The sequence below is a fragment of the Dyella acidiphila genome (assembly GCF_014863405.1).
In the GTDB taxonomy this organism is placed as follows: domain Bacteria; phylum Pseudomonadota; class Gammaproteobacteria; order Xanthomonadales; family Rhodanobacteraceae; genus Dyella_B; species Dyella_B acidiphila.
The window spans coordinates 1-18,877 of sequence record NZ_JACZZA010000001.1 but is presented as its reverse complement, the minus strand read 5'-3'; the positions used below and the strand labels follow the sequence as shown (position 1 = coordinate 18,877).

The following is an 18,877-nucleotide window of genomic DNA, read 5'->3' as shown; positions in this document are numbered from 1 at the left end:
GGAGGCAAAAACATGCGATTTTCAGAAGTGCTGAAAAGCGTGCGCCGCGATGGCGATACATGGATTGCCGCGATCAGCGAAGACTGGCTGCAAGGGCGCAGCGCCTTCGGCGGCCTGCAGGCGGCCCTGGCGGTGCAGGTGATGCGCGAACTGCTGCCCGGCTATGTGCCGTTGCGCAGCTTGCAGGTGAGCTTTATCGCCCCGGTTCCGGCCGGCACCGTGCGCATTGCGGCGAGCATCCTGCGCCAGGGCAAGAACGTGATCCAGCTGGAAGCGCGCCTGCTGGATGGCGATGCGACGGCCTGCATGGTCATCGGCATCTTCGGCGCGCCGCGGGAATCCGCCTTGCGCGTATTGCCCGAGCAGCCGGCGGTAGAAGCGCTGGCCACACAGCATGTGCTGCGCTATGTGCCGGGCCTGTTGCCGCAGTTCACCCAGCATTTCGAGGCGCGCTGGCTGCAAGGCGATATTCCGTTCACCGGCAGCAAGCAGACCGCGCAGGTGGTGGAAGTGGCGTTGAAGGACGATGGCGTGGCGGACGAAGCGCAAGTGATCGCCTTCGCCGATTTCATTCCGCCCGTGGCGCTCTCCATGCTGCACCAGCCGGCGCCCGGCAGTTCGCTGACCTGGATGCTGGAATTGTTTGCCGACAGCCGCGGCCTGCCGTTGACCGGCTGGCGTGTGGATGCGTTGCTGCAGGCAGCCCAGTATGGCTATACCAGTCAGCAGGTCATGCTGTGGGGACCGCATGGCGAGCCGCTCGCGCTGAGCCGCCAGAGCATGGTGATATTCGGCTAGCGCGCAGCAGGTTTCGGCTTGCGTTTCACGCCGGCGCCGAGCGTGCCGATCAGCAGCACCGCCAGCAGCACTTCCAGCAGGGCCGGCCAGCGCTCCGGCACCGAGCTCCAGCTTTCGGCGATGCCGTGGCAGAAATAGAACAGGCTGAGCATGCCTGCCAGCAACAGTGCGCGGCGTGGCGTGCGTATCGCCAACAGCGGCAGCAGCAACGGAATCACTGCGATCGCCAAGACCAGCGCCATGGGCAACTGCTGCGGCGGAAACAACCATGCGTACCACACGCATTGCAGGATGATCAGTCCGGCCCATGCGGCGATGCCGACGCGCAAGCTTGCCGACAGCGAAGCGCTCATGCGCCTGCCGCCAGCTTGCGGGCCGTGTCGGCCAGGCGTCGGCCCAACGCGCGCGCCAGTTCGCGCTCGTGCTCGGTGATCGCGTTGTCGCCTTTGCTGCCGGCGACGTGGCTGGCGCCATACGGCGTGCCGCCGCTGAGCGTGCTGCTCAGGGCCGGCTCGGTATAGGGAATACCCAATAGCAGCATGCCGTGATGAAGCAGCGGCAGCGCCATGCTGAGCAAGGTCGATTCCTGGCCGCCATGCATGCTGCTGGTGGCGGTGAACACCGCCGCCGGTTTGCCGACCAGGGCGCCGCTGGCCCATTCGGCGCCGGTGCTATCGATGAAATGCTTGAGCGGGGCGGCCATATTGCCGAAGCGGGTCGGGCTGCCCAGCGCAAGGCCGGCGCATTCGTGCAGATCCTGCCGGCTCACATACGGTGCGCCATCTTCCGGTTCGGGCGGATGGGCAATTTCCGTGACCGGTGCCACCGGCGGCACCTGCCGCAGGCGTGCCCGCATGCCCGGGATCTCTTCCACGCCGCGGGCGATCAGGCGCGCCAGCTGGGCCGTGTGTCCGTTGCGGCTGTAGTAGAGGATCAGGATGTCACTCATGGGCGTTTGGGCGATTCAGATCGAATGGGGTAGTGTACGTGGGGGATCAGGGAAGTTGGCATCATGAACCTGCGCTTCGATCGCGACCGCACGCTTACCTTCAGCCATTTTCTGTGGCAGCGCTTCCTCGACGACAAATGCTTCGAGACGGCCGGCGCACTGTCCTATACCACCTTGGTCTCGCTGGTGCCGCTCACCGTAGTGGTGCTCACCATGTTCGCCGCTTTCCCCATGTTCGAGGATGCGCGCGACACGCTGATCAATTTTGTCTTCAGCAATTTCGTGCCGGCGGCGGGCGAGACAGTGCAGACCGCGCTGATGGATTTTGCCTCCAACGCGCGCAAGCTCACCGGCATCAGCATCCTGGTGATGCTGTTCAGTGCGGTGTCGATGATGATCAGCATCGAAGACCGCCTCAACCGCATCTGGGGCGTGCAAACCCATCGGCCATGGGGGCCGCGCTTGTTGCTTTACTGGGCCGCCCTGACGCTGGGGCCGGTGCTGGTGGTCGGCGGCATCGCGATTACTTCTTACGTGGCCGCGGTGCCGATGCTGCGCAACGCCACCGAGTCGCTGGGCATCGGCCAGCAGCTGCTGAAGGCGATGCCGTTTGCGGTCACCTTCCTCACGCTGTGGCTGCTGTACAGCACCGTACCCAATCGCCGCGTCAATCGCCGGCACACGGCCCTCGGCGCCTTGCTTGGCGCCTTGTTGTTCGAGCTGGCGCGCTGGGGTTTTACTCATTACGTGCGTCACGCGCAGAACTATCAGCAGATCTATGGCGCACTGGCGATCATTCCCCTGCTGCTGTTGTGGATCTACTTGTCGTGGGTGATCGTGATTTTGTGCGCGTCGGTGGCCGCATCGGTGTCGGCGTTCGAATACCAGAAGCCTTGCGATGCCATGCCGCAGGGCTCGGAGTTTCTGGGGCTGCTGGTGGTGCTGCGTCATTTCATCGATGCGCACCGTGCCGGTCACAGCGTGGATCCGGCGGCGATCCGCGCCACCGAACCGTGCCTGCGCAGCAGCGCGATCGTCACCTATTTCGAGGATCTGGCACAGGCCGGCCTGATCCAGCGCAGCGATACCGGCGGCTGGCTGTTGATGCGCAGCCTCGACAGCACGGACCTGCTGCACGTCTATCGTCACAACCGCTACCGGCTGCCGCTGAATCCGGCGGAGCAGGTGGCCAAGTCCGGCATCGAGCTGCCGCCCGAGCTGCTGTCGCTGCTGGAGCAACTGGCACGTTCGTTGGACAGCGCCTTGGGGACGCGGCTGGACAAGGTTTATCCTGTCAGCCGCGCAGCCTCCGTGCGCCTACCTGTTCCCCATCCCCAGGAATCCGAAACATGAAGTTGTTCGCCTCGTCGCTGCTGCTGGCTGTCTGCGCGCTGGCCGCTCCCGCTTTCGCCGCCATGCCGGCGCAGCCGTCGCTGAAGATCACCACGCTCGACGGCAAGCCATACGATCTGGCAACACAGCGCGGCCATTGGGTGATCGTCAATTTCTGGGCGACCTGGTGCGCGCCGTGCATCAAGGAATTGCCGGATATTTCCAAGTTCGTCGCCACGCACCCCAATGTCAGCGCCATCGGTATTGCTTACGACGATACGGATCCGGCCGATATCCGCACGTTCCTGCAGAAACATCCGGTCAGTTTTCCGGTGGCGCAGGTCACCATGGACAAGCCGTTGAAGGACTTCGATACGCCGCTGGGCCTGCCGACCACCTGGTTGATCGGCCCCGATGGCAAGGTGGCCAAGCACTTCACCGGCCCGATCAAGCCGGCGATGCTGAGTGCCGCGATCGGGCGTTGAGCAGATGAGTCGCAGCGCACGCTTCCTGGTCAGCGGCAAAGTGCAGGGCGTGTTCTTTCGCGCCAGCACGCGCGAGGAGGCCCTGAAGCTCGGTCTGCAAGGCCATGCCCGCAACCTGCCGGATGGCCGGGTGGAAGTGGTGGCCGGCGGTACGCCCGAAGCCCTGCAGGCACTGGAGCAATGGCTGTGGCAGGGGCCGCCGGCTGCGCAGGTCGATGAGGTGCTGCGCAGCGACTACGACGCGCCGCTGACCAGCGGCTTCGCGGTCGGCTGAAACCCGGCGCTCAACCGTCGAAGCTGTCGGGGACCCACAAGGCTTTGTCGGTGACGTGTTCGTGCCTGGGCTTGTGCTTGAGCCTGGGCAGCTTCACCGCCGGGATCGGCGTGTCGTGACGCGGCACTTGTTCCAGCAGGTGGCGGATCAAGTTGATGCGCCCGCGCTTCTGATCGTTGAAGTCGACCACGAACCAGGGTGCATTGGCGGTGTGCGTGCGCTCGATCATCACATCGCGCAGCTGGCCCAGTTCGGCGTACTTGGCACGCGAAGCCAGGTCCACCGGGGAGAGCTTCCAGCGCTTGAGTGGATCTTTGGCGCGCTCGGCGAAGCGTTCTTCCTGCTCTTTCTGGTCCACCGCCAGCCAGTATTTGAGCAGGATGATGCCGTCGTCGGTCAGCAGTTTTTCAAACACCGGCACCGCGGCCAGGAACGCCTCGTATTGCGCCTTGCTGCAGAAACCCATCGCCGGTTCCACCACGGCGCGGTTGTACCAGCTGCGATCGAACAGCACGAATTCGCCGGCCGCTGGCAGGTGCGCCACATAGCGCTGGAAATACCATTGCGTGGTTTCGGTTTCGTCCGGCTTGCCCAGGGCGGCGATGCGATAGCCGCGCGTATCCATGCTTTCAGTGATGCGCTTGATGGTGCCGCCCTTGCCGGCGGCATCGCGCCCTTCGAACAGCACGATCAGGCGCTTGCCGCTGCGCCGCAGCCAGCGATGCAGCCCGGCCAGCTCGATCTGCAGCGCTTCCATGGTCTTGTTGTATTGCTTGTCCGGCTTGCTCATCGGTGGATCTCCCCGTGGAACAACCGGCAGCCATCTTACAGGTCGATATCGGCGGGTGGGCGCCCGATGCGATGGCGCGCACTGATCGCCAGTGCAACGCGGCGGAAATCCGCGGCAAAGCCCTGCATGTCGAACAGCGAACCGCTGCGGCAGCGCTCGGCCAGGTGGCGGCGCAGCGTGGCCAGTGCATCGTGGTCATTGCCCAGCGCCGTGGCCATGCCGATAAACGACACGCTGTCGGCGGTAATCAGTTCCGGCAGCCCCAGCTGATGGAGCAGGCTGGTCACGGTACGGCCGGGGATGGTGTCGCCGCTGCGCGTCAGCACCGGGCAGCCGGACCACAGCGCATCCGAAGCGGTGGCGCGTGCGTTGGCCGGCAAGGTGTCCAGGTACAGGTCGATGTGCGCATAGCGCGCCAGGTATTCGTGGTACGGCAGGCGCGGCATGAAGATCAGGCGTTCCGGCGAGATCTCCAGTGCGGCCGCAGCCTGGCGCAAACGGTCGTCCGAATCGGCCGGCCCGCTCAGCAGCCACAGCACGCTGCCGCGCACCTGCTGCAGGATCAGCATGCAGCGCGCGAACACTGCCGGATTGATCGCATAGGTTTCGTTGAAGCAGGCGAATACCACGCCTTTTTCCGGCAGTCCGCACGCTTCGCGCGAAGGCGCAGGGGCCACCTCGCGGAGGGGATCGCTGGGCTGCGGACAGCGCGGCATACGGATCACTTTCTCGCTGACGTGTTCGCGCAGCGAAGCGGGAACGGTGACAGCGTCGGTCAGCAGATAGTCCATCCACGGCGCGCCCGAGCTGCCGGTATAACCCAGCCAACCCACCTGGATCGGCGCCGCGCGCAGCGACATCATTTCGGCATTGCCGCGTCCGCGGTAGCCATTGAGGTCGAACAGGATTTCGATCGCCGTGCCATGCATGAGCCTGGCCAGCTGCGCATGATTGAGGCCCGAGACATCGTGCAGCGTGGCTGCGGCCGAAAGCCGCCGGCGGGTGTTGCCGCCGTCGTCGGGCGTGGTGGCGAACAGGTGGATGTCCAGTTCGCTGTCGGCCAGCGCTTCGATCAGTGCCACGATGTGCTGGCCGACCGCGGCTTCATGGAAGCCGTCCGACAACATGCCGATGCGTACCGGGCTGTCCGGCAAGGGCAGGCTGTGGCGCAGATTGAGCTGCTGGCGCAAGCCGGCTGTCTGCTGTTCGATCAATCCGGCGAAGATTCGGGCGCAGCGCAGCTGCATGGCGGCATCGACATCTTCGGCGAGAAAAGCGAACGGATGTACGCCAGGCTGATTTTCCGACACGGCGAACTGCAGTTGTTCGCTCAGGCCGTCGAGGCCCTGCCAGCGGCACAGGCGGCGGCGGGTGAACAAGGTCTGCGCCATCACCACCACCGAATCCGGGGCGCGCGCCAAGGCATCGGTGAAGGCCTCGTTGGCGCCGACCAGATCGCCCGCTTCGTCCAGCATCAGCGCGGCCTGGTATACGTGCTGCACATTGTTCGGGGCGAGCTTGCCGGCTTGCAGCAGGGAGGCGGCGCCGTCCTGCGGCCGGCGCTGCCGATGCAGCATATGGCCCAGCATGGCGTGCGCGGCGTCGGAAGCCGGCGCGTGCTGCAGCGCCTGCCGCACGTGTGCCTCGGCCTCGGGCAGGCGCCCGAGTTCCATTTCGGCGGAGGCGAGGTTGAGGCGGATAGCCGGATGCTGCGGCATGTTCTGCACCGCCAGTGCGAATGCATCGCGTGCCTGCACGTGTTGGCCGATTTCCATATAGGCCGTGCCGAGCACCTGCAGCAAGGCCGGATGTCCGGGGGCCTGCGCCAGGGCTTTCTGCATCCGCTCGATCGCGGCGGCCGGCTTGCCGTCGGCCAGCGCCAGGCTGGCCAGATTGCATTGCACTTCCAGATTGCCCGGCGCCACTTCGGCGGCGCGATTCATCGCCACCTGCGCCTCGCGGCGCCGCCCCAGGCGCAACAGCGCCATGCCCTGCAGGCGCAGCAGGTCGGGCGATACCGGAAACTGCCGGCGCGCCCGCGCGGCCACGCTTAGAGCCTCTTCGTTGGCGTCACGCCGCAGCAACTCGTTGAGCTGCTGCAGGATCGGAGCGATGTCGTTGGGTGCTGCGTCGGTCATGGAGCTGGCAATGCGTTGGAGTGGCGGCGTAGGTACAGGCTACCTGCCAGCGGAGCCGGCAGGCATTGGCGCGATAAGAAGGGGCCCCCTTGCGTGTGCAGGTTAAGCGTAACGCGATCCTGCGGCTTTTACGCACTGCGCACTTTTCGCGGCCCGTCTCAGGCGCCGGCCAGCGATTTCAGTTCGTCCGCCTGGTGTTCGCGGGTCAGGGTGCCGATCAGTTCGTCCAGGTCGCCCTGCATGATCTCCGACAGGCGGTACAGGTCCAGGCCGATACGGTGGTCGGTAACCAGGTTGTCTTTGTAGCGGTAGGTACGAATTCGCTGGCTGCGGTCGCCGGTGCCCACCTGCAGCCGGCGCGTCTGCGCCTGCGCGGCGGCCTGCTTGGACTGCGCCTCGTCGAGCAGGCGCGCCTTCAGCAGGCTCATGGCGCGGGCGCGGTTCTTGTGCTGGCTGCGCTCGTCCTGGCATTCCACCACGATGCCGCTGGGCAGGTGGGTGATGCGGATGGCCGAATCGGTCTTGTTCACGTGCTGGCCGCCGGCGCCGGAGGCGCGGAAGGTGTCGATCTTCAGGTCGGCCGGCGACAGCTCGATGTCCTGGATCTCGTCCAGTTCGGGCAGCACCGCCACGGTGGCGGTGGAGGTATGCACGCGGCCCTGCGATTCGGTGAGCGGCACGCGCTTGACGCAATGCACGCCGGATTCGAACTTCAGGCGCGAGTACGCGCCGCGGCCTTCGATGCGGGCGACGATTTCCTTGTAGCCGCCGTGCTCGCCCGGATTCTCGCTCAGCACCTCTACTTGCCAGCGTTGGCGCTCGGCGTAGCGGGTGTACATGCGGAACAGGTCGCCGGCGAAAATCGCCGCTTCGTCGCCGCCGGAGCCGGCGCGTACTTCCAGGAACAAATTGGCCTCGTCGCGCGGATCCTTGGGGATCAGCAGCAACTGCAGTTCGCCTTCCAGCTCGGCCGCGCGGGCTTCCAGGCGGCCGATGTCGTCGGCCGCCATATCGCGCAGTTCGGGGTCGTCCAGCATGCCGCGCGCATCGGCCAGTTCGTGCTCGATGCCCACTTGTTCGCGCATGGCGGCGGCGACGGGTTCGAGCTGGGCGTATTCGCGCGAGAGTTCGCGGAAGCGGGTGTTGTCGGCGAGTACCTCGGCCTGCCCGAGCAGCAGGCCGATTTCTTCGTGACGTTCGGCAATGGCTTCGAGTTTGCGGCGAATGGAAGGGGTCATGGGAAGCAACCAGATGGCGAGGAGGATGGAAGTAACGGCGCGATGCGCCTGCGGCAGCCAGCCGCCCTCGCTATTTGTCTTCCAGTGATGCGTCCTTCAGCGCGGCCTGTGCTTCCTCGTCCAGCCCATACAGGCGGCCGGCGGCATGCAGCAGATCGTGGTCGCCGCTGAGCACCGCTTCGCGCAGGCGTGCGCTGGGGTGATGCAACAGCTTGTTGGTGAGCGTGTTGGCGAGGAACGCAAGCGCTTCATCCGCCGACTTGCCGCGGGCAAGCATGGCGCGTGCTTTTTCCAGCACCTGGTCGCGATAGATTTCGGCGTGCTGGCGCAGGTCCAGCGCCGGATTCTTCACCGTCAGCGCGCGGCGCCAGGCCATGTAGCGTTCGACCTGCAGGTCGATGATGGCGTCGGCTTCATGCGCGGCGTTTTCGCGTGAGCGGCGGTTGTCGTCGATCACCTGGCGCAGGTCGTCGATGCCGTAGAGATACACGTCGTCCAGTTCGCCCACCGCCGGTTCGATATCGCGCGGCACGGCAATGTCGACCATGAACATCGGTTTGCGGCGGCGCGTGGCGATGGCCTTTTCCACCATCGCGCGCGTGAGCACCGGCTGGCGAGCCGCGGTGGAGGCGATGACGATGTCCGCTTCGGCCAGGTGCTGCGGCAGATCGTGCAGGGCGATGGCATAGCCGCCATGGCGGCTGGCCAGCTCCTGCGCATTTTCCAGCGTGCGGTTGGCGACGATCAGCCGGCGCACCTGCTTTTCCGCCAGGTGGCGCACGGCCAGCTCGATGGTGTCGCCGGCGCCGATCAGCAGCACGCAGGCCTGGCGCAGGTCGGTGAAGACGCGCTCGGCCAGGCGCACGGCGGTGAAGGCGACGGATACGGTATGCGCGCCGATGCGGGTATCGGTGCGCACGCGCTTGGCCACCGCGAAGGTGTGCTGCAGCAGGCGGTCCATCGGGGTCTTCAGCGCGTTGGCGCCGCGGGCCTGTTGATAGGCGTCCTTCACCTGGCCCAGGATCTGCGGTTCGCCCAGCACCATGGAGTCGAGTCCGGTGGCGACCCGAAACATATGCCTCACGGCCGCTTCGTCATCATGCCGGTAGAGGAACTCATCGAGCTTGCCCGGAGTCAGTCGATGGTGACGGTTGAACCAGTCCTGCGCTACGTGCTCGGCGCCAGACGTTACGCTGACGTAAAGCTCGGTACGGTTGCAGGTAGAAAGGATCAGCGCCTCGTCGACACCGGGCTCCTGCGCCAGCTCGCGCAGCGCCAGACCGGTTGCATCTTCGTCAAACGCCACCTGCTCGCGCAGGCTGACCGGCGCAGTGAGGTGGTTGAGCCCGAGGGCGATCAGCTTCATGACGAGATGAGAGGCGAGGCGGCGGGCTTGGGCCGGCGTAGACTAGACATGGCCGGATGTGACCGGAACCGACAGGTGGTGTGGAGGAATAGTGTGCTGAGCGGAACGGTCAAGTTCAAGCAAGTGCGGCAGTATGTAGCTGTAGGGTTGGTGGTCTTGGGCATGACGGGATGCGCCGCGCTGCCGAATCGGAGTGGCCCCGCGTCGCCGTCCACGCCGCAGCCGCTGGCACGGATCACGGTCGCCACGCCGGACCTGGACCACGACCTGCTGGCCCAGCTGATGGCCGGTGAACTGGGATTGGCGGGCTCCGATCTCAAGGTTGCCTCGCAGGCCTATGGCAAGGCCATGATGATTTCGAACGATCCCGAGGTGGCCGGCAAGGCCGCCGCCCTGGCGATCGCCATCCACGATCCGGATGGTGCCGCCCGCGCCATCGACCGCTGGCAGGCGCTCGGCGCGACCCCGGCACAGCTGGCCCAGGCCCGCGCCGAACTGGCGGTGGAGCAGGGCCGTACCGACGAGGCCAAGCACCAGCTGTCGCTGCTGCTGGCCAGTGGCGACAAGGATGCCTGGCGCCTGTTCGGGCGCGTGCTGATCGGCAGCCGCGATTCCGCCCTGGCTTCCAACCTGCTGGAGTCCCTGGCCACGCCGGATCGCCTGCCGCCGGACCCCAAGGCGTGGCTGGCGATGAGCCAGCTCGGCGAGCAGCTTGGGCGCCACACCTATGCCCAGCAGCTTGCCGATGGCGCCATGAAGCGTTTCGGCACCGCCGACACGTACGCCTGGGCCGCCCAGCTGAAACTCAATAACGGCGACCGCAATGGCGGCCTGAATCTGCTGAAGCAGGCGCAGGTCAAGGATCCGGGCAATATCGGCCTGCGTCTTACCTATGCCTCGGTGCTGGGGCAGAGCGGCGACTACGCGCAGGCGAGCAAGTTGCTGGAGCGCGGCCCGCAAAACGCACAAACCTACGCCATGCGCGCCGCACTCGCCGCCAGCGCCAAGGACAACAAGGCGCTGGAGCAGGTCTACAAACAGTTGTCGCAGGCACCGTCCGATGTGCGCGAAAGCAGTGCGTATCTGCTGGGCCAGCTGGCCGAAGTGCTGGGCCGCAAGGAGGATGCGCTGAAGTGGTACGACCAGGTCTCCGACGACGACGATCACGCCTTCGACGCCGACCTGCGCACCGCGATTCTGCTGCAGGACCTGGGTCGCAGCGCCGAAGCGCACCAGCAGCTGGCGGAAATGCAGACCGACTATCTCGACCAGCCCGCGCAATTGCGCCGCGCCTACGAAGTGGACGCGGACCTGTATCTGCGCGACAAGCGCTATGCCGAAGCGATCGATGCTTTCTCGCATGCGCTGCAAGTGGTGCCGGACGATCCGGACCTGCTTTATGGGCGCGGCCTGGCGTACGCGCAGATCGGCAAGATCAACGAGGCCGTGGCTGATTTTCGCCGGCTGTTGAAGGTCAAGCCGGACGATATCGATGCCAGCAATGCATTGGGCTTCACGCTCGCCGATGCGGGCCGCGATCTGCCGGAAGCGGAAAAACTGATTGCTACGGCACGCGCCGCCAAGCCGGATGATCCGTCCATCGCCGATTCCTGGGGCTGGCTGCAATATCGCCTTGGCCATCTGGACCAGGCGGTGGAAGTGCTGCACAGCGCCTGGGAGAACGGCAAGGACGCCGACGTGGGCGTGCATCTGGGCGAGGTGCTGTGGAAGCAGGGGCATCACGAGCAGGCGCAGCAGATTTTCGATCAGGTGCGTCGCATGGATCCAAAAAACAGTACCTTGCAAGAAACCCTGAAGCGTCTGCGGCCATGAAATCATCCTTGCGTTTTCTCGCGGCGCTGGCGCCGCTGCTATTGGCTGCCTGCGCACCGCCGCAGCAACTGGTCCGGAACCGTGGCGATGCCGCCTCGCTGGCGCAGCAGGATGCGCGCGAACAGCAGCTGGCGAATGCCAATCACTGGACCATGGAAGGCCTGATCGGGGTTTCCAATGGCAAGGACGGCGGCAGCGGCACGCTGACCTGGATCCAGAACGGCGATCGTTACGACGTCACCGTGCGCTACAACCCGATCACCGGCAAGAGCGTGCACCTCACCGGCGGCCCCGATGGCGCCGTGCTGGAAGGGGTGGAAGGCGGTCCGCTGCAAGGCGCGAGCGCCGAGGCGCTGATGCGTCGTGCGATCGGCTGGGATGTGCCGCTCGACGAACTGCGTGCGTGGGTGCTGGCGGTGCGTGCGCAGGGCGGTGGCGCCGAGCTGAGTTTCGGCGACAACAAATTGCCGTCGCTATTGCAGCAGGATGGCTGGGCAGTGAGTTATCCGGCCTGGGATATGACCCGCCAACCGCCGCTGCCGACCAAGGTTTTTGCGGAAAATCCGCCCTACAAAGTGCATCTCGCGATCAAGTCGTGGAACCTGCAATGAGTTTTTCCCTCGTCGTGCGCTCAAACGCTGGAGCCGTCTTTTGTCACCTGATTCGATGACTTTTCGTGTTGAACGCGCCACTGCCGCGCACGTGGATGCGATTTGCGCGATCGAGCGCAGCGCAGTCGAAATGTTCCGCGGTCACCAGGCGTGGCCGTTCTATCGCGCCGTTTCCATTCCGCCCGATCAGCTCGCCATGGAAATCCAGCAGGGACTCGTCTGGGTGGCGTTGCCCGATGACAGCGATGAGCCGGTCGGTTTTGTCTGGCTCGATACCGAACACGGTGGCAGGGTGGTGGGCATTGCCGAAATCGATGTGTTGCCTGCTTACGGCAGGCGCGGCATCGGCAGCGCGTTGCTGAATTGCGCCTGTGAATGGGCGCGATCGGCAGGTTATCGCCGGGTCGATCTGGGCACGCTGGCGGATGTGCCGTGGAATGCGCCGTTCTATGCAAAGCACGGTTTTTCGATCGTGGACAAGCACGATCCGGATTTCGCCTATGCGCGCGAGCGCGACGAAGAACATGGTTTTCCCGAGACATTGCGCGTATTCATGACCCGCCGGCTGGCGCCGCCGGACGCGCATGAGTGGAGCGTGTGGCCGGCACCGGCCAAGCTCGATCTGCTTGCGCCGCCGGTGAAACCGCGCGATGACGAGCCGCGCGAATGGCAGCGGATCGTGCGTCTGCTCGATGCCTGTGACGAGCTCCGTTTGCGTGCGCGTACCGACGATCTGATCGATGCGCATGCCGGTAACCCGGCACATGCGGAACTGGCGCGTCGCGCGGCAAACCTGCTGCGCGAACATGCGCATATTCAGGCCGGTGCGGATATCCGGATCGAGCAGCGCATTCCTGCCGGTGTCGGCGTTGCCGGCGAAAGTTCGCTCGTCGCCACCGTGCTGGTGGCCTTGAATCACCTCTGGCGCACCGGCCTGACGATCGAGCAACTGGCCGAACTGGGGCGCGAGCTTGACCGTGAAGTGCCGATATTCCTGCACGGGCGCTCCGTGCAGACGACATTGACGCATGAACGTGCTACGTCCACCAAGTTGCCGCAGCGTTGGTACGTGCTGATCGATCCGCACGAAAGCGTGGCAGTTGAGGAAATATTTCAAGCAACTGAATTGACACGAATTGCGCCCGCGGCGACAATTTCCTTCTTTGCTTCCGGCGAAACGTTGGAGAACGTGATCGAGCCTGTCGTTCGTGCGCGCTACCCACGGGTTGCGGCGGCCTGGGACTGGCTCGGAAGCCACGGCCACGCGCGGCTTTCCGGCAGCGGCGGTTGCGTTTTCCTCGAAACGGCAACGCCCGAACGGGCCGAAGCGGTCGCCAGGCGCTGCCCGGCAACGTTCACGGCCTGGGTGGCCGAGGGTGTGGGAGTTTCACCGTTGCGGCGGGCGTTGTCCCGCCATGCTGCAGCGGGTTGAAGCGGCTGGGAAGCGAATTGCAAAAACGAGTAACACTGGGGCGTCGCCAAGCTGGTTAAGGCACGGGATTTTGATTCCCGCATGCGCAGGTTCGAATCCTGCCGCCCCAGCCATTCACACAATGGCCTGGTTTCTGAGGAAACAACCGTGGATACGTCCAGCCCGATGCTGTTCGCCGGCAACGCACACCGCGCCCTCGCCGAAGACGTTGCTCACCGACTGGGCGTGCCGCTAGGCAAGGCGCTGGTCGGCAAGTTCAGCGACGGCGAAGTGCAGATCGAAATCGAAGAGAACGTGCGCCGGCAGGAAGTGTTCGTGCTGCAGCCCACGGGCGCGCCCAGTGCCGAAAACCTGTTCGAGCTGCTCACCCTGGTCGATGCGCTCAAGCGCGCCTCTGCCGCCAGCGTCACCGCGGTGATCCCGTACTTCGGCTACGCCCGCCAGGATCGCCGCCCGCGCTCGGCGCGCGTGCCGATCACCGCCAAGCTGGTCGCCCGCCTGATCGGCACCGCCGGCGTCGACCGCGTACTCACGGTGGACCTGCATGCCGACCAGATCCAGGGCTTCTTCGATGTGCCGGTGGACAACGTCTACGCCTCGCCGATCCTGCTGGCCGATATCTGGCGCAACCACAGCATGGACGACCTGATCGTGGTCAGCCCGGACGTGGGCGGCGTGGTGCGTGCCCGCGCCATCGCCAAGCGCCTGGACGACGCCGATCTGGCGATCATCGACAAGCGCCGCCCCAAGGCCAACGTGGCCACGGTGATGAACATCATCGGCGACGTGGAAGGCAAGACTTGCGTGATGGTGGACGACATCGTCGATACCGCCGGCACGCTGTGCGCCGCCGCCGCCGCCCTGAAGGAGCGCGGCGCCCGCAAGGTGGTGGCCTACTGCGTGCATCCGGTGCTGTCCGGTGCGGCGATCCGCAATATCGAGGGCTCCCAGCTCGACCAGCTGGTGGTCACCAACACCTTGCCGCTGCGCGACGAGGCCAGGGCCTGCGCCAAGATCCGCCAGCTGTCGGTGGCCGAGCTGCTGGCCGAGACGATCCGCCGTATCGCCTTTGGCGAGTCGGTCAGCTCGCTCTATATCGACTGAGCGCGTGTTTTTTCGCCTCTCCCCCTCGGGGAAGGGCGAGCTTCCGTGGCTTTCCTGGCGGTGACCCTCGTGTCCCAGGCCTCTTCCTGCAGGGGAGGAGGGGCCATAACGCTCGATTTTCTGTATACTTACCCGCTTTTCCGTCCGCGCAAGCGGGCAATCCGGCTCCTCTGGTCGCGGGGGAGTCAGTTCGGCTGCCGTGAGGCGGCTTTCCAATCCAAGGCATTACTGACATGGCTAAGATTCATGAGATCCCGGCGCAGAGCCGCAAGGACCAGGGCAAAGGTGCGAGCCGCCGCCTGCGTCACGCGTCTTTCGTGCCGGCCGTTGTTTACGGTGCGGGCCAGCCCGCTGAAAACATCCAGATCGAGCACAACACCATCCTGCTCGCCGCCAAGCACGAGTGGTTCTTCTCCTCGGTGCTCGACCTGAACGTCGACGGCAAGGTGCAGAAGGTGCTGGTGCGCGACTGGCAGAAGCATCCGTTCAAGCAGCAGATGCTGCACATGGACTTCCTGCGCATCAACGAGAACGAAGCGATCCGCGTGAGCGTGCCGCTGCACTTCCTGAACCAGGAAAAGTCCGCGGCCGGCAAGACCGCTGGCGTGGTCATCTCGCACAACCTCAACGAAGTGGAAGTGTCCTGCCTGCCGAAGGATCTGCCGGAGTTCCTCGAACTCGACCTGGCCGACCTCAAGCCCGGCGACATCGTCCACCTGTCGCAGATCAAGCTGCCGGCCAACGTTGAAATCCCGTCGCTGCACCTGGGCGTGGATCACGACGTGGCGGTGGTCACTGCCGCATTCGTGCAGGAAGAAGTCGACGAAGCCCCGGCTGCCGAAGGTGCCGAAGGCGAAGCTGCCAAGCCGGCCGCCGGCGACGCTGCCAAGAAGTAAGCCGCTACGGCGCCTTTCCCCCTCTCCCTTGCCGGGAGAGGGATGGGGCCTGCGGCGACCCTACATATGGCAGGGCTACGACTTATCGTCGGACTGGGCAATCCCGGTGCCGAACACCTCAGAACCCGGCATAACGCCGGGTTCTGGTTTGTTGACGCCCTCGCAGCGGGGCAGGGCGAGCGCTTCGGCCTCGACGGCAAGCTGCATGGCGAAACCTGCAAGGTGCGCATCGGCGGCCAGCAGGTATGGCTGCTCAAGCCCGCCACCTTCATGAACAAAAGCGGCATCGCTGTTGCCTCGGCGCTGCGCTATTACAAGATCGAGCCGGATGAGTGCCTGGTGGCACACGACGAGCTGGATCTGGATCCGGGCACCATCCGCATGAAATTCGATGGCGGCCACGGTGGCCAGAACGGCCTGCGCGACATCATTGCGCACCTGGGGCATGCCAAGTTCCATCGCCTGCGTATCGGCATCGGCCACCCTGGCCACAAGGACAAGGTGACGCCGTGGGTGCTGGGCCGTCCTTCCGCCAAGGACGAAGATGCGATAATCGACAGCATTGCCCGCGCGCTCGATGTGCTGCCGCTGGCTGTCGAGGGTCAATTCGACAAGGCCATGCAGCAATTGCACACCAAGCCCGCCTGAATCGGCGGCCGGGCTGACCTTCATCATTGACTGGCGGCCTGTCCGCCACCTGCACGGATTTCCTCATGGGTATCAAATGCGGCATCGTCGGCCTGCCTAACGTCGGCAAGTCCACCCTGTTCAACGCGCTTACCAAGGCCGGCATCGCGGCGGCGAACTTTCCGTTTTGCACCATCGAGCCGAACGTGGGCGTGGTACCGGTGCCGGACCCGCGCCTGCAGGCGCTGTCGGATATCGTCAATCCGCAGAAGGTGATTCCCACTGCGGTGGAGTTCGTCGATATCGCCGGCCTGGTGGCTGGCGCTTCCAAGGGCGAAGGCCTGGGCAACAAGTTCCTGGCGCATATCCGTGAGGTGGATGCCATTGCACACGTGGTGCGCTGCTTCGAGCACAGCGACATCATCCACGTGGCGGGCAAGGTCGATCCGATCGCCGACATCGAAACCATCGACACCGAGCTGGCGCTGGCCGACCTCGATTCGGTGGAAAAGGCGCTGAATCGCGCCGAGCGCGCGGCCAAGGCCAACGACAAGGAAGCCCTGGCCAAGAAGCCGGTGCTGCAGAAGCTCGCCGCCGGCCTCAACGAAGGCAAGGTGGCGCGCAGCCTGGGCTTGGATGAAGACGAAAAGGCGCTGGTGCGCGACCTGTTCCTGCTTACCCTCAAACCGCTGATGTACATCGCCAACGTGCGCGAGGACGGCTTCGAAAACAATCCGCATCTGGACGCCGTGCGCGCCCGCGCGGTGGTCGAGGGTGCCGAGGTGGTGCCGGTGTGCGCGGCGATCGAGGAGGAGCTGTCGCAGCTGGAAGACGCCGACCGCGACGAGTTCCTGAAGGATCTCGGCCTGGAAGAGCCGGGCCTCAACCGCGTGATCCGCGCCGGCTACAAGCTGCTCAACCTGCAGACCTATTTCACCGCCGGCGTGAAGGAAGTGCGCGCCTGGACCATCAAGCGCGGCTTCACTGCGCCACAGGCTGCTGGCGTGATCCATACCGATTTCGAGCGCGGCTTCATCCGTGCGGAAACGGTGGGCTACGACGATTTCATCCAGTACAAGGGCGAGACCGGTGCTGCGGCGGCAGGGCGTTTGCGCAAGGAAGGCAAGGATTACGTGGTCAAGGATGGCGACGTGCTGCACTTCCTGTTCAACGTCTAGGCGTTGCATGGGTTGAGCAAAAAAAAGGCCGCGTAATGCGGCCTTTTTCTGTGTGGGAAGGCACTCGCCGGGAGCTCGTGCAAACATGGTTGCCTCAGCCGTGGAGCGACAGGTGGTGGCGGTGGAAGCTTTGCGATTGCATCTGCGCTTGGCGCGCATGGAGGATGCGCGCGTTGTCGGCGTGTTGATCCGCCGTGTGCTGCGCCGCTGGGTGCTGCCGGACCAGTCGCGCAAGGTGGCTGCGGCATTATTAGCGCGGAGCAGTGCCAAGGCGATGCGCGAGAAAATCCAGGAAGGGCAGCGTTTCCATCTCGCCTATCTGGATGATGTGCTGGTTGGTGTCTCGGCCATGCGGGATGACACGCATCTGGTGCAATTCTTTGTCAGCACGCGCTACCAGGGACGGGGAATAGCGCGGCGTCTATGGTGGCGGACCCTGCGGGATGCGCAGCGTCGTGCAGGAACCCGCCGCTTTACCCTCAATGCGACCCGTTGCGCCGTGCCGGTCTATCGGCGGCTAGGTTTTCGCGCCATCGGGCCGGAGCGGCCGTCGCCCCTGGGCGTAATGACTACGCCGATGCTGCTGGTGCTGCCGAACCCGCGCGCCAAAGGCGCATAATGCGCGCCTCGTTCCATGGCGCCCCCTCGCCGGAGATTGCATGTCAGGCCAGCAGCATGAAGTGACTTTCCGTTTTCTCGCCCAGCCCACCGACGTCAATTTCGGCGGCAAGGTGCATGGCGGCATGGTGATGAAATGGATCGACCAGGCCGGCTATGCCTGTGCCGTAGGCTGGAGCGGGGCGTACTGCGTGACTGCGGCGGTCAGTGGCATCCAGTTCGTCAAGCCGATCCTGATCGGCGATGTGGTCAGCGTGCGGGCCAAGCTGATCCATACGGGTCGCTCCAGCATGCAGATGGCGGTGGATGTGCTGGCGCGGGACCTGCGTACTGGCGAAGAGCGCCTGGCCACCAGCTGCGTGATGGTATTCGTCGCGCTGGACAAGCCCGATGGCAAGCCCACGCCGGTGCCCCAGTGGACGCCGCGCGACGACAACGAGCGGCGCCTGCAGGAGAAAGCACTGCATCTGCTGGAGCTTTCCAAGAGCATGGAGCAGTTGGTCGATACGCGCGGTGCCGGCAACGACTGACCGGGCCGTATTTGGTCAGAAAAATCTTGGGAAAACGGCCCGTTTCTCGTCATCGGGTGTTGACACAAACGGCCTCCATCCACACAATAGCCGTTCTTTGTTGGAGGGATACCCAAGCGGCCAACGGGGGCAGACTGTAAATCTGCTGGCTTACGCCTTCGGTGGTTCGAATCCACCTCCCTCCACCAGTCATTGTTACGGGCAACCGGGCAGGGCTGGCCAACAGGTCGCAAGCGGGAATGGATGCACGCTGTAGCGGTTTGTTAGACGAGTTCCGCACAGGGCGGGAGTAGTTCAATGGTAGAACCTCAGCCTTCCAAGCTGATGGTGCGGGTTCGATTCCCGTCTCCCGCTCCATTGATCTCGTCGCCGTGTTTTTTATGCTCATGTAGCTCAGTCGGTAGAGCACTTCCTTGGTAAGGAAGAGGTCGCTGGTTCGATTCCAGTCATGAGCACCACCGCAGAACTTCTTGCGGCATCGCCTGAAAACCTTGGTTTAGGCTTTCCTTCACTCACTGATTCCATCGGGATTTAACGCTCATGGCAAAGGGTAAATTCGAACGCACCAAGCCGCACGTGAACGTGGGCACGATCGGTCACGTGGACCACGGCAAGACGACGCTGACGGCGGCGCTGACGAAGATCGGCGCAGAGCGTTTCGGTGGTGAATTCAAGGCG

Annotated in this window: 20 protein-coding genes and 4 tRNA genes; 18 read left to right on the top strand and 6 right to left on the bottom strand. The window is 64.7% G+C overall.

Annotation, left to right across the window (positions count from 1 at the left end; genetic code table 11):
* Positions 1-12 precede the first annotated feature (12 nt).
* A complete protein-coding gene (locus tag IGX34_RS00120; RefSeq protein WP_192553640.1) occupies positions 13-798 on the top strand; it encodes an acyl-CoA thioesterase in 786 nt (261 codons plus the stop codon).
* Here IGX34_RS00120 and IGX34_RS00115 read toward each other — a convergent pair.
* Together IGX34_RS00115 and wrbA are read right to left on the bottom strand one after the other, a co-directional pair.
* Positions 795-1,151, bottom strand: coding sequence for a DUF2069 domain-containing protein (locus tag IGX34_RS00115; protein ID WP_192553639.1), 357 nt, complete (start codon positions 1,149-1,151; stop codon positions 795-797). The genes IGX34_RS00120 and IGX34_RS00115 overlap by 4 nt on opposite strands.
* A complete protein-coding gene (wrbA, locus tag IGX34_RS00110; RefSeq protein ID WP_192553638.1) occupies positions 1,148-1,747 on the bottom strand; it encodes an NAD(P)H:quinone oxidoreductase in 600 nt (199 codons plus the stop codon). Before wrbA ends, IGX34_RS00115 begins: the two co-directional genes overlap by 4 nt.
* Positions 1,748-1,810: 63 nt before the next feature.
* On the opposite strand from wrbA, the gene IGX34_RS00105 reads away from it, so the two are divergent.
* From IGX34_RS00105 to IGX34_RS00095, 3 genes are read left to right on the top strand one after another with little or no spacing between them, the layout of a single operon-like run.
* A complete protein-coding gene (locus tag IGX34_RS00105) occupies positions 1,811-3,100 on the top strand; it encodes a YihY family inner membrane protein (protein WP_192553637.1) in 1,290 nt (429 codons plus the stop codon).
* Entirely contained in the window at positions 3,097-3,564 is a 468-nt protein-coding gene (locus IGX34_RS00100; RefSeq protein ID WP_192553636.1) for a TlpA family protein disulfide reductase, read from the top strand. The genes IGX34_RS00105 and IGX34_RS00100 overlap by 4 nt, the downstream gene beginning before the upstream one ends.
* Positions 3,565-3,568: 4 nt before the next feature.
* The gene (locus IGX34_RS00095; RefSeq protein WP_192553635.1) at positions 3,569-3,838 is read left to right on the top strand and encodes an acylphosphatase; all 270 of its coding nucleotides are present in this window, start codon (positions 3,569-3,571) and stop codon (positions 3,836-3,838) included.
* A 10-nt stretch (positions 3,839-3,848) separates the two neighbouring features.
* Here IGX34_RS00095 and ppk2 read toward each other — a convergent pair whose 3' ends face one another.
* The 4 genes from ppk2 to hemA all read right to left on the bottom strand — a co-directional run bounded on the left by ppk2 (position 3,849) and on the right by hemA (position 9,370).
* Positions 3,849-4,628, bottom strand: coding sequence for a polyphosphate kinase 2 (gene ppk2, locus IGX34_RS00090; protein ID WP_192553634.1), 780 nt, complete (start codon positions 4,626-4,628; stop codon positions 3,849-3,851).
* A gap of 35 nt (positions 4,629-4,663) precedes the next feature.
* Entirely contained in the window at positions 4,664-6,766 is a 2,103-nt protein-coding gene (locus tag IGX34_RS00085) for an O-linked N-acetylglucosamine transferase, SPINDLY family protein (RefSeq protein ID WP_192553633.1), read from the bottom strand.
* A 158-nt stretch (positions 6,767-6,924) separates the two neighbouring features.
* On the bottom strand, positions 6,925-8,004 hold the full coding sequence (gene prfA / locus IGX34_RS00080; protein ID WP_192553632.1) for a peptide chain release factor 1: 1,080 nt from the start codon (positions 8,002-8,004) through the stop codon (positions 6,925-6,927).
* Between the two features lie 70 nt (positions 8,005-8,074).
* On the bottom strand, positions 8,075-9,370 hold the full coding sequence (gene hemA, locus IGX34_RS00075) for a glutamyl-tRNA reductase (RefSeq protein ID WP_192553631.1): 1,296 nt from the start codon (positions 9,368-9,370) through the stop codon (positions 8,075-8,077).
* 162 nt (positions 9,371-9,532) lie between these two features.
* On the opposite strand from hemA, the gene IGX34_RS00070 reads away from it, so the two are divergent.
* The 14 genes from IGX34_RS00070 to IGX34_RS00005 form a co-directional block, all read left to right on the top strand.
* Positions 9,533-11,203 (top strand): tetratricopeptide repeat protein, encoded by a 1,671-nt coding sequence (locus IGX34_RS00070; protein ID WP_225737118.1) that lies wholly within the window; start codon positions 9,533-9,535, stop codon positions 11,201-11,203.
* Positions 11,200-11,814 (top strand): lipoprotein insertase outer membrane protein LolB, encoded by a 615-nt coding sequence (lolB, locus tag IGX34_RS00065; RefSeq protein ID WP_192553629.1) that lies wholly within the window; start codon positions 11,200-11,202, stop codon positions 11,812-11,814. Before IGX34_RS00070 ends, lolB begins: the two co-directional genes overlap by 4 nt.
* Entirely contained in the window at positions 11,756-13,246 is a 1,491-nt protein-coding gene (gene ispE, locus IGX34_RS00060) for a 4-(cytidine 5'-diphospho)-2-C-methyl-D-erythritol kinase (RefSeq protein ID WP_338015386.1), read from the top strand. The genes lolB and ispE overlap by 59 nt, the downstream gene beginning before the upstream one ends.
* A 36-nt stretch (positions 13,247-13,282) precedes the next feature.
* Positions 13,283-13,359, top strand: a tRNA-Gln gene (locus tag IGX34_RS00055).
* A gap of 52 nt (positions 13,360-13,411) precedes the next feature.
* Complete coding sequence (locus tag IGX34_RS00050) at positions 13,412-14,350, top strand: ribose-phosphate diphosphokinase (RefSeq protein ID WP_192554464.1); 939 nt, start codon at positions 13,412-13,414, stop codon at positions 14,348-14,350.
* Positions 14,351-14,583: 233 nt separating this feature from the next.
* On the top strand, positions 14,584-15,246 hold the full coding sequence (locus tag IGX34_RS00045; protein ID WP_192553628.1) for a 50S ribosomal protein L25/general stress protein Ctc: 663 nt from the start codon (positions 14,584-14,586) through the stop codon (positions 15,244-15,246).
* Between the two features lie 66 nt (positions 15,247-15,312).
* Complete coding sequence (gene pth / locus IGX34_RS00040; RefSeq protein ID WP_192553627.1) at positions 15,313-15,894, top strand: aminoacyl-tRNA hydrolase; 582 nt, start codon at positions 15,313-15,315, stop codon at positions 15,892-15,894.
* 65 nt (positions 15,895-15,959) lie between these two features.
* On the top strand, positions 15,960-17,051 hold the full coding sequence (gene ychF, locus IGX34_RS00035) for a redox-regulated ATPase YchF (RefSeq protein WP_192553626.1): 1,092 nt from the start codon (positions 15,960-15,962) through the stop codon (positions 17,049-17,051).
* 112 nt (positions 17,052-17,163) lie between these two features.
* Positions 17,164-17,670, top strand: a complete 507-nt coding sequence (locus tag IGX34_RS00030) for a GNAT family N-acetyltransferase (RefSeq protein WP_338015385.1) — start codon at positions 17,164-17,166, stop codon at positions 17,668-17,670.
* Positions 17,671-17,710: 40 nt separating this feature from the next.
* Positions 17,711-18,199, top strand: a complete 489-nt coding sequence (locus IGX34_RS00025) for an acyl-CoA thioesterase (RefSeq protein ID WP_192553624.1) — start codon at positions 17,711-17,713, stop codon at positions 18,197-18,199.
* A gap of 102 nt (positions 18,200-18,301) precedes the next feature.
* A tRNA-Tyr gene (locus tag IGX34_RS00020) sits at positions 18,302-18,387 on the top strand.
* A gap of 95 nt (positions 18,388-18,482) precedes the next feature.
* Positions 18,483-18,556, top strand: a tRNA-Gly gene (locus IGX34_RS00015).
* Between the two features lie 25 nt (positions 18,557-18,581).
* Positions 18,582-18,657 (top strand) — tRNA-Thr (locus tag IGX34_RS00010).
* Between the two features lie 82 nt (positions 18,658-18,739).
* The coding region (locus IGX34_RS00005) for a GTP-binding protein (protein WP_238482135.1) at positions 18,740-18,877 on the top strand (138 nt) is incomplete at its 3' end.

Excerpts from the sequence above, each read along its gene's own strand:
- prfA (WP_192553632.1), bottom strand. The coding sequence starts at position 8,004 with ATGACCCCTTCCATTCGCCGCAAACTCGAAGCCATTGCCGAACGTCAC.
- IGX34_RS00045 (WP_192553628.1), top strand. The coding sequence starts at position 14,584 with ATGGCTAAGATTCATGAGATCCCGGCGCAGAGCCGCAAGGACCAGGGC.
- wrbA (WP_192553638.1), bottom strand. The coding sequence starts at position 1,747 with ATGAGTGACATCCTGATCCTCTACTACAGCCGCAACGGACACACGGCC.
- IGX34_RS00070 (WP_225737118.1), top strand. The coding sequence starts at position 9,533 with ATGACGGGATGCGCCGCGCTGCCGAATCGGAGTGGCCCCGCGTCGCCG.
- IGX34_RS00120 (WP_192553640.1), top strand. The coding sequence starts at position 13 with ATGCGATTTTCAGAAGTGCTGAAAAGCGTGCGCCGCGATGGCGATACA.
- lolB (WP_192553629.1), top strand. The coding sequence starts at position 11,200 with ATGAAATCATCCTTGCGTTTTCTCGCGGCGCTGGCGCCGCTGCTATTG.
- hemA (WP_192553631.1), bottom strand. The coding sequence starts at position 9,370 with ATGAAGCTGATCGCCCTCGGGCTCAACCACCTCACTGCGCCGGTCAGC.
- IGX34_RS00105 (WP_192553637.1), top strand. The coding sequence starts at position 1,811 with ATGAACCTGCGCTTCGATCGCGACCGCACGCTTACCTTCAGCCATTTT.
- IGX34_RS00115 (WP_192553639.1), bottom strand. The coding sequence starts at position 1,151 with ATGAGCGCTTCGCTGTCGGCAAGCTTGCGCGTCGGCATCGCCGCATGG.
- ychF (WP_192553626.1), top strand. The coding sequence starts at position 15,960 with ATGGGTATCAAATGCGGCATCGTCGGCCTGCCTAACGTCGGCAAGTCC.
- IGX34_RS00050 (WP_192554464.1), top strand. The coding sequence starts at position 13,412 with ATGCTGTTCGCCGGCAACGCACACCGCGCCCTCGCCGAAGACGTTGCT.
- pth (WP_192553627.1), top strand. The coding sequence starts at position 15,313 with ATGGCAGGGCTACGACTTATCGTCGGACTGGGCAATCCCGGTGCCGAA.
- IGX34_RS00025 (WP_192553624.1), top strand. The coding sequence starts at position 17,711 with ATGTCAGGCCAGCAGCATGAAGTGACTTTCCGTTTTCTCGCCCAGCCC.
- IGX34_RS00085 (WP_192553633.1), bottom strand. The coding sequence starts at position 6,766 with ATGACCGACGCAGCACCCAACGACATCGCTCCGATCCTGCAGCAGCTC.
- ppk2 (WP_192553634.1), bottom strand. The coding sequence starts at position 4,628 with ATGAGCAAGCCGGACAAGCAATACAACAAGACCATGGAAGCGCTGCAG.
- IGX34_RS00095 (WP_192553635.1), top strand. The coding sequence starts at position 3,569 with ATGAGTCGCAGCGCACGCTTCCTGGTCAGCGGCAAAGTGCAGGGCGTG.
- IGX34_RS00100 (WP_192553636.1), top strand. The coding sequence starts at position 3,097 with ATGAAGTTGTTCGCCTCGTCGCTGCTGCTGGCTGTCTGCGCGCTGGCC.